General features: G+C 50.7%; 12 protein-coding genes. 4 read left to right on the forward strand and 8 right to left on the reverse strand.

Translation table 11 applies throughout. The features are described from left to right. Positions 1 to 176 precede the first annotated feature (176 nt). The gene (locus ABD028_RS13935; RefSeq protein WP_343845695.1) at positions 177 to 1,433 is read left to right on the forward strand and encodes an outer membrane protein transport protein; all 1,257 of its coding nucleotides are present in this window, start codon (positions 177 to 179) and stop codon (positions 1,431 to 1,433) included. A gap of 48 nt (positions 1,434 to 1,481) precedes the next feature. Here ABD028_RS13935 and ABD028_RS13940 read toward each other — a convergent pair whose 3' ends face one another. After that, positions 1,482 to 1,859 (reverse strand): hypothetical protein, encoded by a 378-nt coding sequence (locus tag ABD028_RS13940; protein WP_343845697.1) that lies wholly within the window; start codon positions 1,857 to 1,859, stop codon positions 1,482 to 1,484. A gap of 108 nt (positions 1,860 to 1,967) precedes the next feature. Then, entirely contained in the window at positions 1,968 to 2,681 is a 714-nt protein-coding gene (locus tag ABD028_RS13945) for a tRNA1(Val) (adenine(37)-N6)-methyltransferase (protein ID WP_343845698.1), read from the reverse strand. Between the two features lie 186 nt (positions 2,682 to 2,867). Between ABD028_RS13945 and ABD028_RS13950 the strand changes: the two genes are divergently transcribed. Beyond that, positions 2,868 to 5,084, forward strand: coding sequence for a S9 family peptidase (locus ABD028_RS13950; protein ID WP_343845699.1), 2,217 nt, complete (start codon positions 2,868 to 2,870; stop codon positions 5,082 to 5,084). A gap of 62 nt (positions 5,085 to 5,146) precedes the next feature. Here ABD028_RS13950 and ABD028_RS13955 read toward each other — a convergent pair whose 3' ends face one another. The 4 genes from ABD028_RS13955 to ABD028_RS13970 form a co-directional block, all read right to left on the reverse strand. After that, positions 5,147 to 6,688, reverse strand: a complete 1,542-nt coding sequence (locus tag ABD028_RS13955; protein ID WP_343845701.1) for a putative bifunctional diguanylate cyclase/phosphodiesterase — start codon at positions 6,686 to 6,688, stop codon at positions 5,147 to 5,149. A gap of 19 nt (positions 6,689 to 6,707) precedes the next feature. After that, positions 6,708 to 7,082 (reverse strand): PH domain-containing protein, encoded by a 375-nt coding sequence (locus ABD028_RS13960; protein WP_102797476.1) that lies wholly within the window; start codon positions 7,080 to 7,082, stop codon positions 6,708 to 6,710. Positions 7,083 to 7,182: 100 nt separating this feature from the next. Further along, positions 7,183 to 10,059 (reverse strand): EAL domain-containing protein, encoded by a 2,877-nt coding sequence (locus ABD028_RS13965; protein ID WP_343845703.1) that lies wholly within the window; start codon positions 10,057 to 10,059, stop codon positions 7,183 to 7,185. Positions 10,060 to 10,124: 65 nt separating this feature from the next. Continuing rightward, positions 10,125 to 11,021: an aldo/keto reductase gene (locus tag ABD028_RS13970; protein WP_343845705.1), complete on the reverse strand. Its 897-nt coding sequence runs from the start codon at positions 11,019 to 11,021 to the stop codon at positions 10,125 to 10,127. A 195-nt stretch (positions 11,022 to 11,216) separates the two neighbouring features. Between ABD028_RS13970 and ABD028_RS13975 the strand changes: the two genes are divergently transcribed. After that, positions 11,217 to 12,212: a serine/threonine dehydratase gene (locus ABD028_RS13975; RefSeq protein WP_343845706.1), complete on the forward strand. Its 996-nt coding sequence runs from the start codon at positions 11,217 to 11,219 to the stop codon at positions 12,210 to 12,212. Between the two features lie 58 nt (positions 12,213 to 12,270). Then, positions 12,271 to 13,926 (forward strand): amidohydrolase, encoded by a 1,656-nt coding sequence (locus tag ABD028_RS13980; RefSeq protein ID WP_343845707.1) that lies wholly within the window; start codon positions 12,271 to 12,273, stop codon positions 13,924 to 13,926. Positions 13,927 to 13,942: 16 nt separating this feature from the next. On the opposite strand, the gene ABD028_RS13985 is transcribed toward ABD028_RS13980, so the two are convergent. Both ABD028_RS13985 and ABD028_RS13990 read right to left on the reverse strand, forming a co-directional pair. Continuing rightward, positions 13,943 to 14,701, reverse strand: coding sequence for a LytR/AlgR family response regulator transcription factor (locus tag ABD028_RS13985; RefSeq protein ID WP_343845708.1), 759 nt, complete (start codon positions 14,699 to 14,701; stop codon positions 13,943 to 13,945). Continuing rightward, positions 14,698 to 15,726, reverse strand: coding sequence for a sensor histidine kinase (locus ABD028_RS13990; protein WP_343845709.1), 1,029 nt, complete (start codon positions 15,724 to 15,726; stop codon positions 14,698 to 14,700). Before ABD028_RS13990 ends, ABD028_RS13985 begins: the two co-directional genes overlap by 4 nt. Positions 15,727 to 15,773: the final 47 nt, after the last annotated feature.

Here is a 15,773-nt window from a genome sequence, read left to right on the forward strand (position 1 = left end):
GTTCAGCACCGCACCAGGCAACATCACATTAACAAAACTGCTGACATTTGCAGCGAACGCGCCGACATCTATCGCTTAGTTACAGGAAAACTAAGACAAATACCTTATTATCCCCCGCCCTGATTCCGTATGATCAGGCTGTAATCCTTTCCTCTGGCTGTAACTAAAGAGACAAGATGACTTTTAATAAAACTTTACTAGCAAGCAGTGTTGCCCTTCTTTCTTTTAATTCTTTCGGCGCCGCCTTCCAATTGGCCGAACAAAGCGCATCCGGCTTAGGACGCGCCTTTGCCGGTGAAGCCGCTATCGCCGAAGATGCCTCAGTAGTGGCGCGTAACCCGGCCCTGATGTCGGTGTTTACCAACAACCAAATGAGCCTGATGGCCACTTATGTTAACCCGGATGTCAGCCTTAAGGGCACCGGCGCGCCGCCTTATGCCGATGCCAGCCAACTGAATAACGACAGCATTGCGCCTACTGCCATTGTACCGGCTGGCTATCTGGTGATGCCGATTAATGAGCAATTTGCCTTTGGTTTTGGTGCATTTTCCAACTTTGGCTTGTCTACCGAGTTTGCCGATGACTACGCCGCCGGGCAGTTAGCCGGTAAAACCGAAATCGTCACGGTCAATATGAATGCCAGCCTGTCGTACAAACTCAACGAACAATTCGCTATTGGCGCTGGCATTAACTATGTGTATGCCGATGCCAAAATCATCCGCCATATGGGCACCACACCATTACCTGTGCCGGCGCAAACCGAAGCGGTACACCTGGAAGGTGACGACTATGGATTTGGCTGGAACCTGGGAGTAAGTTATCAAAGCGCTCCAGGGCACAGATTCGGCCTGCACTATCGCAGTGAAACCGATATTAAGTTCGCGGGTGAATACAGTAACCAGCTACCAGCCCAGCTTGGTGGCCTGGCCGGGCAAAGTCTGCCTGGCTCGGTGGACATCAGCCTGCCGGCCATGGCTGAGTTTTCCGGCACCCATCAACTGGATAAGCAGATTGCCCTGCACTATAGCGTGATGTGGACCCAGTGGAGCAGTTTCGACAAATTGGAAGCCATGGTGCCTGGCCGTGATACGCCGGTTTTCCATAAGCAAGAGAATTTCTCAAACTCCTGGCGCTACGCCATCGGCGCTGACTACCAGCTGAATACCGACACCAAATTGCGGGTGGGCATCGCTTACGACGAAACCCCGGCAGACGAAAACCATATGTCCATCTCCATTCCTGACACCAATCGTCTGTGGCTGAGCGCTGGCGCCAAGCATCAATTCAGCGCAGCCTCGTCATTGGATGTAGGAGCAAGCATTCTACGCGGCGTGAACCGTCGTTTCAGCGAAGCCGACAGCCTGGGCGAATGGCAGTTTGAATCTGAAGGCAACGCTTATCTGTTTGCCGTACAGTACAACCTGGCGTTCTGATAAGCCTTCTGCAAGATAGAAAAAACCGACCTGATGGTCGGTTTTTTGTTAGCAAAAAGCTCGCACTATATGAGGTACGGCGCGGTGCTGCTTGGACAGGCGGATCTGATCGCGTACCCGGTCAGCGGGATAGCCGAACAGGCCGAAGCGATTACCTTTGTTGTGACTGATCACCACCACGTGGTCCGGCACTTTCTGGATGCAGCCGGAAAACGGGTCAAGAACAGGGATTTGATAAGGTTCCAGTTGGATAATGCCCATGCGCTTTCCGTCAATATAGGAATAACGGTCAAACACCGGCTTATCCAATATGGCATAAACGGCAAATTTGGGGATCTGGACGCAGCGGCCTTGCCACTCCAATTCCACTAGCTGCAAAGTATCAAACAGAGACAGGATACTTTCGGGTAACTTGTTGGCGTACATAGCTTCCCCCCAATAATGTTGTAGTCAGTTCGTCGTCGCTTTTCTCTCTCAGGTAAATAAAAATAAGGAATAAACAATTCTGACTATAGTCGGTTACTGCAATTTAATCTAAAAGTTAAGATAAAAATCCCGGCACAGCTGTCGGTATGCCTGACTATAATCACTATCTGACTGATGTATACAAAGGGTTTCAATCACGGGCTGCGACTCTTTAGCCGCCAGTTCCACCAACATGCGCACCGGTGCTTTATCAGGCTGGCTTTGCAACAGCAGGCAGCGCTGCAACAATAGCCCTACTGTTTTGCCAAGTTCAATCAGCGTTTCAGCTGGTTTAACAGGCAAAACATAGGCGAAACGCCCTTGTCTGGTCAGCAATCCGGCCACCGCCGCTATTAGCACCGAATGTTCAAGCTCACTGGTGTGTCTGGCCTGTTGTCTTTGCCGGGCAAACTGTTGACCGTGGGGGAAGTAAGGGGGATTGCTGATAATCAAATCATAGTGTTTGTGCTGTTGCAATTGCTGCAATGGCCGCTGTTCAAACACCAACTTATGCGGCCAGGGGCTGAGCCTGGCATTGTCCCGGGCTTGCGTGATTGCGTTGTGGTCTATATCTATGCCCAGAATCTGTACTTCGTTGTGGGATTTTTGCGCCATCATCAGCGCCAGCAAGCCACTGCCGGTGCCGATATCCAAAATAGTTTGGGCTTTGTTAGGGTTCACCCAACTGCCCAGCACAATACTGTCGGTACCCACTTTCATAGCACACTGGTCATGGGCGACAAAAAACTGCTTAAAGGCAAAGCCGGGGCGACGCTCAGGCAAAATACTGTAACTCCATCATTTGGCTAATCAACGCTTGTCCTACCAGTCCACTGGCCCCGAGAACCAGCGCAGTAAACGCTTTTGTTTGTGTCACAATGTACCTGCCGAACAAGAATCAATAGAATAGCCTGCGCAATGACCGCCCAGGGCATCAGGCGGCTCTATTAAATCAGGATACAGATAAAAATGAAAAGATTAGCCACCCTACTCGGACTGGCGCTAAGCGTCAGCAGTGTTGGGCTGTCAGCGGAACAGCTCAGTATAGAACGTATATTCTCTTCTCCATCTTTGGATGGCGGTGCGCCGGTTAAACTGAAGATTTCGCCCGATGGCAGCCGGGTGACCTTCCTTAAAGGCAAAGAATCTGACTATGAACGCTACGATTTGTGGGAATACCATATTGAAAGTGGCACTACCCGCCTATTGTTTGATTCCGACCAACTGCACAGTGGCCCAGAAGAATTGTCAGATGAAGAGAAAGCCCGACGCGAGCGTTTGCGTCTGCATGGCAGTGGCATCGTAGACTATCAATGGTCAGATGATGGCAAAGCCTTGCTGTTTCCGCTGGCCGGTGATGTGTTTTATTACCGGCTGGGCGACAAGCAGGCCAAGCGCTTGCTGGAAACGCCGGAGTTTGAAACCGATATCCGCTTTTCACCGAAAGCCAATTACATCAGCTTTGTGCGTGAACAAAACCTGTATGTGCTGAATATCAAAAGCGGTGAGGAACATGCCCTGACCACCGACGGTAAAGGCCCCATCAAGTATGGGATGGCCGAGTTTGTAGCCCAGGAAGAAATGGGCCGTATGACCGGCTACTGGTGGTCACCGGATGAAAGCCAGATTGCTTACACCCGAATTGATGAATCGCCGGTTGAGGAAATCACCCGCAGCGAAATTTACGCCGACTCCATCAAAATGATTACCCAACGTTATCCAAGTACCGGCACAGCCAATGCCAAAGTCGCGCTGGCGGTGGCCAGTCTCAACGACAAACAGCCGCATTGGCTGGATTTGGGGGATAACCAGGATATTTATCTGGCCCGAGTGCGGTGGATGCGGGATAGCCGCAATCTGACCTATCAATGGCAGAGCCGTAACCAGCAAAGTCTGCAGCTTCGCCAGGTCAATACCGACAATTGGGCACAAAAAACCTTATTGGAAGAAACCGCCGACACCTGGGTCAATCTGCAGGATGATCTGACCTTCCTGAAGCACAGCCCCAGATTTATCTGGCCTTCTGAACGGGACGGCTTTAAACATCTGTACTTGTATAACAATGACGGCAAGCTGGTGCGTCAGCTCACCAAAGGCAATTGGGTGGTGGATGACATTGCGGCGGTAGATGAAACCAATAAACTGGTGTACTTCACCGGACGCAAAGACACGCCATTAGAAAAACACTTATACAAGGTCAGTCTGGAGGGCGGCGAAGTCAGCCGGGTGAGTCAACGCGGTGGTTTCCATGGCGTCAGCTTTGACAAAAAGGCCCAGGTCTATGTAGACCGATTCTCCACCATTAACACCCCGCCACAAGTCAGTCTGCATAAAGCTGACGGCAGCCGTCTGGCCTGGTTGGAAGAAAATGCCATAGATGAAAACCATCCCCTTGCCGCCTACCAGACGCAGTGGATAAAGCCCAGTTTTGGCAGTTTTACCACCGACGAAGGCGTGGAACTGTACTACCGTCTTTATACCCCCAAAAAGCTGCAGGATAAGCATCCGGCTATTGTTTATTTATATGGCGGCCCGCACGCTCAGGTGGTCACCAATAGTTGGGCAGGTAGCCGGGGGCTGATGTTCCAATATTGGGTGAATAAAGGCTACGTGGTATTCAGTCTGGATAATCGTGGCTCCAATTACCGGGGTAAGGCATTTGAAGACGCCATTTACCGTAATATGGGCGATGTGGAAGTGCGTGATCAGGTAGAGGGGGTGAAATTCTTACGCCAATTACCGTTCGTCGATGCCAGTCTTATTGGCGTACACGGCCACAGCTATGGTGGTTATATGACCCTGATGAGCATGTTCAAGGCCGGCGACTATTTCCAGGCTGGCGTGTCTGGCGCACCGGTCACCGACTGGCTGTTGTACGATACGCATTATACCGAGCGTTATATGGACCACCCCGACCATAACAGTGATGGCTATGAAAAATCCTCGGTGTTTCCTTACGCTAAGGACCTAAAAGGGGATTTACTGATTTACCACGGTATGGCCGACGACAATGTACTGTTTACCCATAGCACCAGGTTGTACAAAACCTTGCAGGATCTGGCCATTCCCTTTGAGGTAATGGACTATCCAGGCAAAAAGCACGGTATTCGTGGCAAGCAGACCCAAATTCACTTAAACCGCACTATTACTGGCTTCTTTGAGCGCCATTTGGGCAAAAACCTTTAATCTAAGGGCGGGAAAGGCGGTATGCCTTTTCCCGCTGCTCTCAACTGCATGGCCAGTGGCTCTCAGCCTGAAGCACTCACTCCAACCGTTACGCTTTGCTGTTTTTGCATAAAGCTGACCAGCTCTTCTATCCCCATTGGCATTGCCAGTAAATAGCCCTGCGCCTCCTGACAGCCGCAAGCTGTCAGACATTGCAATTGCTCCTGGGTCTCCACACCTTCGGCCACCACACTGATACCAAAGCCCTTGGCCATGGCTGCTACGGCCTCAACAATGGCAATAGTGCGTGGCTGCTTCATCAGGTCACGGATAAAGGCACGATCGATTTTGACTTCATCAATCGGCAACTCTTTTAGCATCATCAGCGACGAATAGCCTGTGCCAAAATCATCAATGGAAAACCTTAACCCCTGTTGCTTCAGGCGTGCCAGTTGCATCACGCTGGCTTTTAAGTCTGTCAGGGCTGCTGTTTCAGTAATTTCCAGTTGCAAGTAAGGTAGTAACGGTGAGGCCTTGTCCAGTTCCAGCTGCAATGCATCCATCAGCGCAGGATTATTAAACTCTAACGCTGAGATATTCACCGACACCCTGGGTAGCCCCTGTCCCAGCAAGTTATAAGATGTCAGATCCAGACAAGCTTGCCGCACAACAAAAGCGGTCAGTGCAGAAATCAGGTTATGCCGCTCCGCCAATTGGATAAAGTGCTGCGGAGAGATCCAGCCCTGCTGAGGATGGCGCCATCTTAACAGCACCTCACAGCCACTGATTTTACCACCTGGTACATGGAACTGTGGTTGATAAACTAACGAAAGACTTTTATTTTCAATGGCCTGACGTAAATCAGCGAGTAAATTCTGGCGTGCCTGTTCGGCTTCTGATAGGGCACGGTTGAATAAACGAATACTGTCCGGCCCCTCTTCTCTGGCACAAGCCAAAGAGGCAGAGGACGCCAGTAGCAGTGCCCGGGCATTGTCACCATCATCCGGCCCCAGAGCCACACCAATGCAACAACTAACATCAAGATTCAGTCCTGCTGCCACATCCGCAAAATAGCCGTTTAAGCTGAGCGCATACTGTTCCCAGTTTTGATTCTGCGCCCTGACCTTGCGAGCTACCACAAACTGGTCTGCACCCAGTCTGGCCAGTAACGTATCGGCCTGGTAGCAAGCCCTTAATCTGTCCGCCAATGCGCGTAAAAAAGCATCGGCTCCGCGATACCCCAGCGCCTGATTGAGGGCTTTGAAATTATCGATATCCAGATGTAGCAATAATACCTTTTCGCCGCCGTTGCGGGCTGATTTGAGCATATCTTTCAGGTAGGTGATAAATTGGTGATGCCGGTAAAGGTTTGTTAATGGGTCGCGCTGATCGAGCCGCTCAAAGCGTTTTAACGCCAGTCGAATCAGCCAGTACAGCAGCAGGGCATTGACCGCCACATAAAACCAGCCTTTGTAAGTTTGCAGTTGGGTGAGCAACTGGGTATCTGGCACCGCGCGCTGCAAAGCCAAGTCAGAAAATAATATCCAACTGGCGCCCAGAATCAGGTACGCAAGAGCAATAAACGCCGCCACACGCGACGCCTTTTTGATGGTAAGAAATGACAAGGAGCGGATCGCCTTGGCCCTAGTTAAACATCCAGTTGGCCAGACTACGCTGTATGCCCACTGCGGTATTCTTTTTCAGTTCCTTTTTGATCGGCTCTGCGCTACCGGAGATCCAGATCTGCAGTTCTGCATCCATATCAAAATGGCCGGCGGTTTCTACCTTAAACTGGGTAATAGCGCGGTAAGGAATAGAGTGGTACTCCACTTTTCTGCCTGTCATACCCTGCTTATCAATCAGCAGCAATCGCTTGTTAGTAAATACATACATATCCCGGATCAACTTATAAACCCGGTCAATCTGTTCAGTATCGGCCAGAATGGGTGCCAGCTCTTCGGCGACCTCACTCTTATCCACTTCCGCAGCATTGCCCAGCAGGGCATCCAGAAATCCCATCCAGTATCCCTTTTAACGTTATGTTCCCTAAGTAATATCAGAGATACGTGGCAATGACCAGATTCAGACTGTGAGGAGCTGTTTATCTTTTATGCCGGATCTAAGATGCCAAAGCAGAAAACTCTCTCAGTAAGCTGTGTAGCGGTGCAGGCTTACCCAAGGCAAACCCCTGACCATAACCAATACCTAATCCGGCCAGCGCCTGGCGGGTTTCCTGGTCTGAGACGAACTCGGCAACGGTCAGCTTACCCATACTGGTGGCAATTTCGTGAATGGCTTTGACCGTGGCGTAGTCACTGCGATCCCGGCACATATTACGTACAAAGGAACCGTCAATTTTTACATAGTCAACAGCCATGTTTTTCAGGTAAGTAAAGGAACTCATCCCTGCGCCAAAATCATCCAGTGCGAAGCGGCACCCCAGATCACGCAGTACATCGATAAAACGGCTGGCGGCGGCCAGGTTAGTCACCGCTGCTGTCTCAGTGATTTCAAAACAGATTTTTTCCGGCGGTACCGACGAATGTTTAAGGCGCAGCACAATCTTATCCAGAAACTCATCATTGCCCAGGGTCATGCCGGATAAGTTAATCGCGCACTTATCCAGCACATCAAGGTGGGCCGGATGTTGCTCCAGCGCGTTGATAGTCTGGTTAAAAACCCATTCATCCAGTTTATTCATTAAGCCGTAGCGTTCAGCCACCGGAATAAATATACCCGGATTAAGGTACTCACCCTGCTCGCTGAGCATGCGCACCAGAATTTCATAGTGACGGCCACAGGCGGGTTGGTTAAGCGGTTCAATGACTTGATAAAATAGTTCAAAGCGATCCCCCAGCAGGGCCTTTTGAATTTCGTTCACCCACTCCAGCTCGCTTTGCTGATAGTTCAGTTGCTGATCGCTTTCGTCAAATACGTGGTAGCGATTGCGGCCAAGGTTCTTGGCGCTGTAACAGGCGTGATCGGCGGCCTTAATCAGTTCTGTGCTGCTGATGGTGCCAGCCGTTATTTCGGCCACGCCAATACTGGCACCAATATGAAAGACCTTATCTTCCCAGACAAAACGAAAACCGCGAATGGCATTCAGCATCTTACCAAGCTTATCCAACACTTCTTTTACGGCGCAATCAGCGTATACCAGACAGAATTCATCGCCTCCAACTCTGGCCAGAATATCGGCAGATTTCAAAGAAGTAGCGAGCAGATTCGCCACCTGCCGGAGCAATTCATCCCCCGCCTGATGACCACAAGAATCGTTGACCAGTTTAAACTGGTCCATATCGATGTAGCACAGCGTCGATACCGACTTTTGTTCACGCACCAAGGCCAGGCGTTCTTTTAGCAGCCTGTCAAAGGCGTAACGATTATACAGGCCGGTAAGCTGATCGTGATTCGCCTGATAATACACCTGCTGCTGCAAGGCTAAATCTGCGGTGACATCCCTGCCAATACCTTCAATGGCAATAAGCTTGTGTTCATGGTCAAACACCGGCGAATCACGATACTCAATATGCCGAATTTCACCATTTTTATTGAAGTACTCCACTACATAGGGATCAGGACGCTGGCCGCTGTGCAGTTGCTCACGAATCTGCTCGATGTTCCCGGGGTTGCGTTTGACGCAGTGTCGGTAGTTCAGTTTAAAATATTCCGGACTATAGCCAAGAATGTCCTGCACGCTGCTACTGACATAGTTAATCCGTCCGGCCAGGTCGTGGGAATAAACAAAGTGACCATTTAAGCCATCCACCAGTCGGCGGAATTTCTCTTCGGACTCTTTTAAGGCCTGCTGATTTAAGCGTCGGGCGGTGATATCACGAATGGTGACGGCGATACCATTACCGGCTTTGACAATTTGAATCTTGATCCACTGGGCCAGAATCAAATCACTGGAGGTTTCCAGATATTGTTCGTGGGCTTTACCGGTTAGGCACACCTGAATACAAAGTGGCAACAGCTCAGCATGTCCCAGGGCTTGAAGCTGCTGCGACAAGGTAGATTGCACCAGATACGGAGAATCGGTGACAAAGATCTTTCGCGCGACCTGATTAGATTCGACCAGTTCAAAATCAATAATGTCTTTGTGAGCGTCCTGCACAGCCTGCAGCACTAAAATAGCATCAAGGGACGATTCACTGGCCGCTTTGTAACGCTCCTGCGACTGATTGAGCTTAAACGCACTGCGCAGCTGACGGCGTAGAAAAATACTGATGACCAGCGACATCAATACGCCGATGGCCATAACAATACGACCGATTTCAAAACCGCCACGATTACCCTGCAGTTTCAGCAGCCACTGGCGACCGGCAAATTGCAGTTGCTGCTCTATGATAGGTTCACTCTGGTGCAGTACACCATTGGCCATCAGGCGATGTTCGCCATCCTGTAACGTCAGACTGAAGTCAGAGCCGATCAGCTCGCCCACCATAACAGCCAGAGTGGCCTCAAGATCAAAGCTGGCGGCCACAAAGCCATAACTGGGGTCATAAGGATTAATCGCGCGCCCGACCACGGCGACATAACGCCCCTTATCGTTGCGTATCAGCGCATTGACAAAATCCACGACGGGTGTTTTACCCAACTCTAATCCCAGGTCGGACAAAGGACGGTACAGCAGGCGGGAGCGATCTGCGCCTTTGATATTCCATTGCACCAGTTGCTGTTCATCGGCCCAGACAATATCGTCAAAGCCCGGCAGGACATGTTGCATGGTCACTGCATGGGCATTAAACCAATCGGTTGGATTAGGGTGATTTTCCGGCCAGGTGATCATCAAATCTTTTAATGCACGCTGGCGGTCAGCAGAGAAAACTTCAATACTGTTTGCCACTTGCTGGGCAACCACTTTGGCTTTGGCTGCCAGACGTCTCTGCTCCTGGTTTTCCAGGTACAGGCTAAACAGGCTGAAAATCAGGCACAGAATCAGAAACAGGGCAAAAGGTAACCCGTTAACCCTGTCCAAAGGCTTAAACCGCATAACCTCTGAATCTACGAAGGCGTTAAAGGCGCAGTCTAGCCCGCTTTGATGACAGTATTATGACCTCAGGGCACTTTGTAGCCGCGCGCGGCTTCCAGCAAACTAAACCATTGCTGACGGGTCAGACTGATAGACAAGGAGGCCGCCTGGGTACGCACTCTGTCGATATTGCCACTGCCAATGATTGGCATAATCTGACCGGGTATGCTCAGCACAAACGCCATTAATATCTGATCGAGACTGGCGCCGGACTCCTCAGCTATCGCACCAGCACAATCCCTTAGCGCCTTATACTGAAAGTCGTGAAATACCCCGCCGCCGCCCAGGCAGGACCAGGCCATAGGTTTAACACTGTGCTGCTGAAGGAAATCCAGGTTGCCGTCGAACAAATAGTCCGTGTGTACCGCGCTGATTTCCAATTGATTGGTCACTAAGGGGAAATCCAGTCTGGATTGCAGCAATGCGAATTTACTGGCACTGAAATTAGACACGCCGAAGTGTTTGACCTTACCGGCTGCTCGTAATCTGATAAAGGCTTCTGCCACCGCATCGGCATCCATCAGCGGATCGGGACGATGGATCAGCAATACATCCAGATACTCTACCGCCAGCTCCTTTAGCGAGCGTTCTGCCGCCGCCACGATGTAGTCGGTGTCATTGTTGTAATGCACCACCCTGACATCGGGCTGTTTGTCACAGGGAAACAAAATACCGCATTTGGACACCACCTCAATTTTATCTCTTAGTCCCGGTGCCAGCTTAAGGGCCTGGCCAAATAAGGCCTCCTGGGTAAAAGCACCATATACATCCGCATGATCGGTCGTGGTGATGCCCAGTTCCAGGCCCTGCTCTACAAAGCGGACAATGTCCTGTGCATGCATATTCCAGTCGGTTAGTCGCCAGTAGCCTTGCACCATGCGGGAGAAACTCAGTTCATTGTTAACCAGTTCTACACGTTGCATATTTGTTCCCCTGCAGCCAGATGGCTTCAATCTTTAGTCCAACCATTGCGGCATGGTAGCAGAATGCCAATGTGCTGGGCTATATGCATCAACCCTGGATTGGTAAACCAGTTGCACCACTCCCGTAGCCATTATTCCCCACCACTTTCACCAGCAAAGATGATAAAGTCCGGCTTCGCCATACGAGGAGCTAACATGCCACTGCCAACCTTCGACGATGTGCTTGCCGCGTCACTGCGTATTAAGCCTCATGTGCACCGCACCCCCATACTGAATTCCAGCCTGCTCGACAGTTGGCTGGGCCACAGGGTGTATTTCAAAGTAGAAGCCCTGCAGCGAATTGGAGCCTTTAAACTGCGCGGTGCCATTAATGTGCTGAGCTGGCTAAAAGAGCAGAACGAACTTCCGCAACAGATTGTCGCCAACAGCTCCGGTAACCATGCCCAGGCGGTGGCCTATGCCGCGGCACAGTTTGATATTCCTGCCACCATTTACAGCACCAAAACGGTTTCCAGGGTCAAAGCTGCAGCAACCCGTTTCTATGGTGCAGAACTGGCATTATTTGATACCCGGGTTGAAGCAGATGCTGCGGTGCAGGAGGCAGCTAAACAACCTGGAACCTTGTGGATCCCACCCTTCAACCATGCGCAAATTATTGCCGGCCAAGGCACCGCCGCCCTCGAAGCCCTGCAGGATCTAAAGCAGGTAGATGGCGTGTTTGCCCCGGTGGGCGGTGGTGGTTTGATGTCTGGTACATTATTAGCCTGCCGTGCACTGTGCCCCGACGCTCAGGTTATAGGGGCAGAGCCGCTGGCAGCCAATGATGCCGCCAATTCGCTACGCGCGGGGAAAATTGTTGCCCTGCCTGGACCTGCCAATACCCTTGCCGATGGTGCGGCCACGCCTGCTGTCGGCGATCTCACCTTCCCTTTCTTACAACAGCTGGATGACTTCTACGAGGTAGACGAAGCCCAGATAGCGTATTGGACACAATGGCTGCAACATCTGTTGAAAATTCATGTGGAACCCACCAGCGCCATGAGCATGGCTGCAGTGGCAAGTTGGCTGCAGGAACAAGACAAACCCAGCACCGCACTGGTGATTCTATCCGGTGGCAACATTGACCAAAGCCGAATGCAGGAGATTTGGCAGACCGATTATCTCAGTCAGCCACCGATCCTAAGCGAATAACAAGGGTTGGTTGTTATAAGGCTTCATGTTAAAAATAAGTAAAAACGGAATTAGCCCTATGACAATCCGCCCCATCTGGTTTGCGACAGTACTCACTTTCAGCTTGTCACTGCAAGCCACCCCCACCGCTATTACGCAAGTAAACGGCTACCACATCACGCCAATGCAGGGCCTAGAACGCTTCGACACCCTGGTATTTAACGAGGGTAAAGTGCTGGCAACAGGCGACGCCGACCTGTTACTTCGCTACCCACAGGCAAACGTTGTTAATGCTAAGGGTAAAACGCTGCTACCGGGTCTTACTGACGCCCACGGTCACCTGTTAGGCCTGGGCGAAAACCTACTGCAGGTTGATTTGCGCGGAATTGGCAGTGCCAGGGACTCGGTGGCCAAAGTCAGTCAGTACTTTGCCCAAAACGCCAAACTTGACTGGGTGATAGGCCGGGGCTGGAATCAGGTGCTGTGGCCAGATAAGCAGTTCCCTACTGCCGCGATGCTGGACGAGTTTATCCCCGACACCCCGGTGTGGCTGGAGCGAATTGATGGTCATGCCGCCTGGGTTAACAGTAAAGCGCTGGCTCTTGCCGGCATCAATAAAGATACCCTGGACCCACCTGGTGGGCAGATTATCCGGGATAACCTGGGCCAGCCAACCGGCGTTTTGATAGATAACGCCATGTCTTTAGTGGCCGAGCGTTTGCCCAAAGCCAATCACAATAAAATGCAATCCGCCCTGACAGCGGCCACTGCGCACTTATTGTCACTGGGTATCACCAGTATGCATGATGCAGGTATCGACAAAGCCACCTATAACTTTTATAAAGCCCAGGCACAGCATGGTAAATTAGCCATTCGCATCTACGCCATGCTCTCTGCCAGTGATACCGAACTGGCCACAATGCTAAAGCAGGGCCGTTACCATGACGCACAAGATAAGCTTTGGGTACAAAGCGTTAAAGCCTATGCTGACGGTGCGCTGGGTAGCCGGGGTGCGGCGATGCTGGCTCCCTATAGTGACGACAAACACAACAACGGCCTATTGCTGACCCCGGAAGATAGACTGCCAGAGCTATTTGACCTGGTATTAAACGCCGGATTCCAGCTCAATGTGCACGCCATAGGCGATCGAGGCAACCGCCTGGTACTGGATAATTTAGCCAGTGCCTATACCAGGGTTGGAGGCCGGAATTTGCGCAATCGAATAGAGCACGCGCAGGTTGTCAGCCTCGAGGATATTCCTCGCTTTAAGACCCTGAATATTATCGCCTCGATGCAACCGGTACATGCCACCAGCGACATGAATATGGCCGAAGACCGTATAGGTAAAGAAAGACTGCAAGGTGCCTATGCCTGGCAAACCTTCTTAAAACAGGGCACGGTATTGGCTGCGGGGTCGGATTTCCCGGTGGAGCTGGCCAATCCCTTCCATGGCTTGCATGCCGCCGTGACCCGCCAGGATCATCAGGGCAGGCCCCCACAAGGCTGGCACGCCGAAGAAGCGCTAAGCATAGAGCAAGCCCTGCGCGCTTTCACCCTGGATGGCGCTTTTGCTGCGCATCAGGAAGACATTCTGGGTAACCTGCAGCCGGGTAAATGGGCGGATTTCATTCTGATTGACAGGGATATTTTTCAGGCGCCAGCTACTGAGTTATGGCAAACAAAGGTATTACAAACCTGGGTGGCCGGTGAGATGCGTTATAAATCTGCACCTTAAGTGTGACTAGCAGGCGTCACTTCGCCAGTAATTCAGAAATGTTAGCCTGAGTCATGCCGGGCAGACTGAAAGCCTGACCACTTGTCAAAGTGACGCTGCATTGCCCGTTATCGTCTGAGCTTAAGGCACTGATTCTATCCTTGCGCACCAGCCAGGTCTTATCAAGGCGGATAAACATATGATGTTGCAACTGAGATGTGACATCGGATAACGAATCCAGATGCAACACTGTGCTACCATCACTTAAATACAGTCTTGCATAGTCCGCCGTCATTTCAATGGCGTCCAGCCGCTCTGTTTCCAGGATACTGAGCCGTCGCTTCTCCCTGATCACCACCTTGCTGTTTAAGCCATTCGTCTTATGCTCGGCAATATGCGCTACCACCCGGCCAATCTCCTGGCAATCTACATACTGTGCATCTTGCAAACGCTGCCAGGCGCGCCTCAAGGCTCGGTAAAAGCGTTCATCATCATAGGGCTTGAGCAGATAATCCACCGCACTCAGTTCAAATGCGTTGATAGCATATCGATCATAGGCGGTAACAAATACAATGACACAATTGTCGCCGAACCTTTCGGCCAATCGAATACCATCCAAACCTGGCATCTGAATGTCCAGAAACACCAGTTGGCACTGATGTTCTTCAAACAATGCCAGCGCCTGATGGCCGTCGGCCGCTTCGAAAACCGCCTCAATTCCAGCCTGATTCTGCAACAACAAGCGGATGGACTGACGGGCCAGACTTTCATCATCGGCAATTAATACCTTGATCACGATGTCGTCTCCGCGGGTAGTTCCAGTACAGTTTGAAAATAACCATTTTCCAAAGGTTTAAGTTCCAGCCGAAACCGCTGGCCAAACATTTTGCTGAGCCTGTCCCGGCAGTTTTTCATGCCTATCCCAAAACCGTTGTGCTCATCCTGTCGCGGCACTTTGTTGATCAGTTGAATACATAGAGTTGTGTTGTTTTTATGAATACTCAGTGACAACAAATTTTTGTCAGATTCTAACTGTGAACCATGTTGTACTGCGTTTTCAACCAGCGGTTGCAAAATCATAAAAGGCACATTTAACGCCAGGCAATCCTCTGCCACCTGAATTGACGTTTCCAGTTTGTGTTCAAAGCGCATCTTCTGAATAGTTAGATAACTTTGTATAAACTCCATCTCCTGCGTCAGACTAATCAGTTGATTTTGTTGATTTTCCAGGACTTTTCTAAGCATTAAACCCAATTCACTCAGGGCCAGTATGGCTTTGTTTTTTTCATTCAAACGAATCAGACTGGCAACGGTATTGAGTGTATTAAATAGAAAATGCGGATTTAACTGTGACTTGAGCGCTTGCAATTCCAGTTGATACAACTGTCTCAACAGGCTTTCATTCCTGGCTTCTTCACTTTTAACCCGTTGATAGTACTGCATAACGAATCCTAAGCTGACAATGGCCGAAAAGATAATGAAATCCAGATGCCAGGCCCCCCGTCGAAGCAATATAGCAAAGGCCTGTTCAATCTCTTCCAGCCCAAAACCGCCAATTTCCACAAAAGCCAGCATCGGTGTGGCCAGAAACACAAATAAGCAAAGTGTCACCAACCATAGCGCGCTTAACCAGGCAGCTCTGAGCACCCAAGTTCTTACATTTTGTGTTGAGATTAATTTGGTCGCGGCAATGATCAGCGGAGACAAAAAAGCCCAGGGGATCCACCACGGCAGGTAGTACAGCCAGACTTGCCCCCATTCGGAATGTTTTCCCGAATCCACCATACTGCGAAAGCTGAGATCGGCTGAGTAGGTGTTCATTAGCAGCCAGAAAACCAGTCCGGACAACCAAAAGCGCCAACCGGGCA

Origin of the sequence: Bowmanella denitrificans, assembly GCF_039522935.1 — a bacterium.
Taxonomy (GTDB): Bacteria; Pseudomonadota; Gammaproteobacteria; order Enterobacterales; family Alteromonadaceae; genus Bowmanella; species Bowmanella denitrificans.

Coding starts and splice junctions, on each gene's coding strand:
- ABD028_RS13990 (WP_343845709.1), bottom strand. CDS start 15,726: ATGAACACCTACTCAGCCGATCTCAGCTTTCGCAGTATGGTGGATTCG.
- ABD028_RS13960 (WP_102797476.1), bottom strand. CDS start 7,082: ATGGGATTTCTGGATGCCCTGCTGGGCAATGCTGCGGAAGTGGATAAG.
- ABD028_RS13950 (WP_343845699.1), top strand. CDS start 2,868: ATGAAAAGATTAGCCACCCTACTCGGACTGGCGCTAAGCGTCAGCAGT.
- ABD028_RS13975 (WP_343845706.1), top strand. CDS start 11,217: ATGCCACTGCCAACCTTCGACGATGTGCTTGCCGCGTCACTGCGTATT.
- ABD028_RS13965 (WP_343845703.1), bottom strand. CDS start 10,059: ATGCGGTTTAAGCCTTTGGACAGGGTTAACGGGTTACCTTTTGCCCTG.
- ABD028_RS13970 (WP_343845705.1), bottom strand. CDS start 11,021: ATGCAACGTGTAGAACTGGTTAACAATGAACTGAGTTTCTCCCGCATG.
- ABD028_RS13940 (WP_343845697.1), bottom strand. CDS start 1,859: ATGTACGCCAACAAGTTACCCGAAAGTATCCTGTCTCTGTTTGATACT.
- ABD028_RS13935 (WP_343845695.1), top strand. CDS start 177: ATGACTTTTAATAAAACTTTACTAGCAAGCAGTGTTGCCCTTCTTTCT.
- ABD028_RS13980 (WP_343845707.1), top strand. CDS start 12,271: ATGACAATCCGCCCCATCTGGTTTGCGACAGTACTCACTTTCAGCTTG.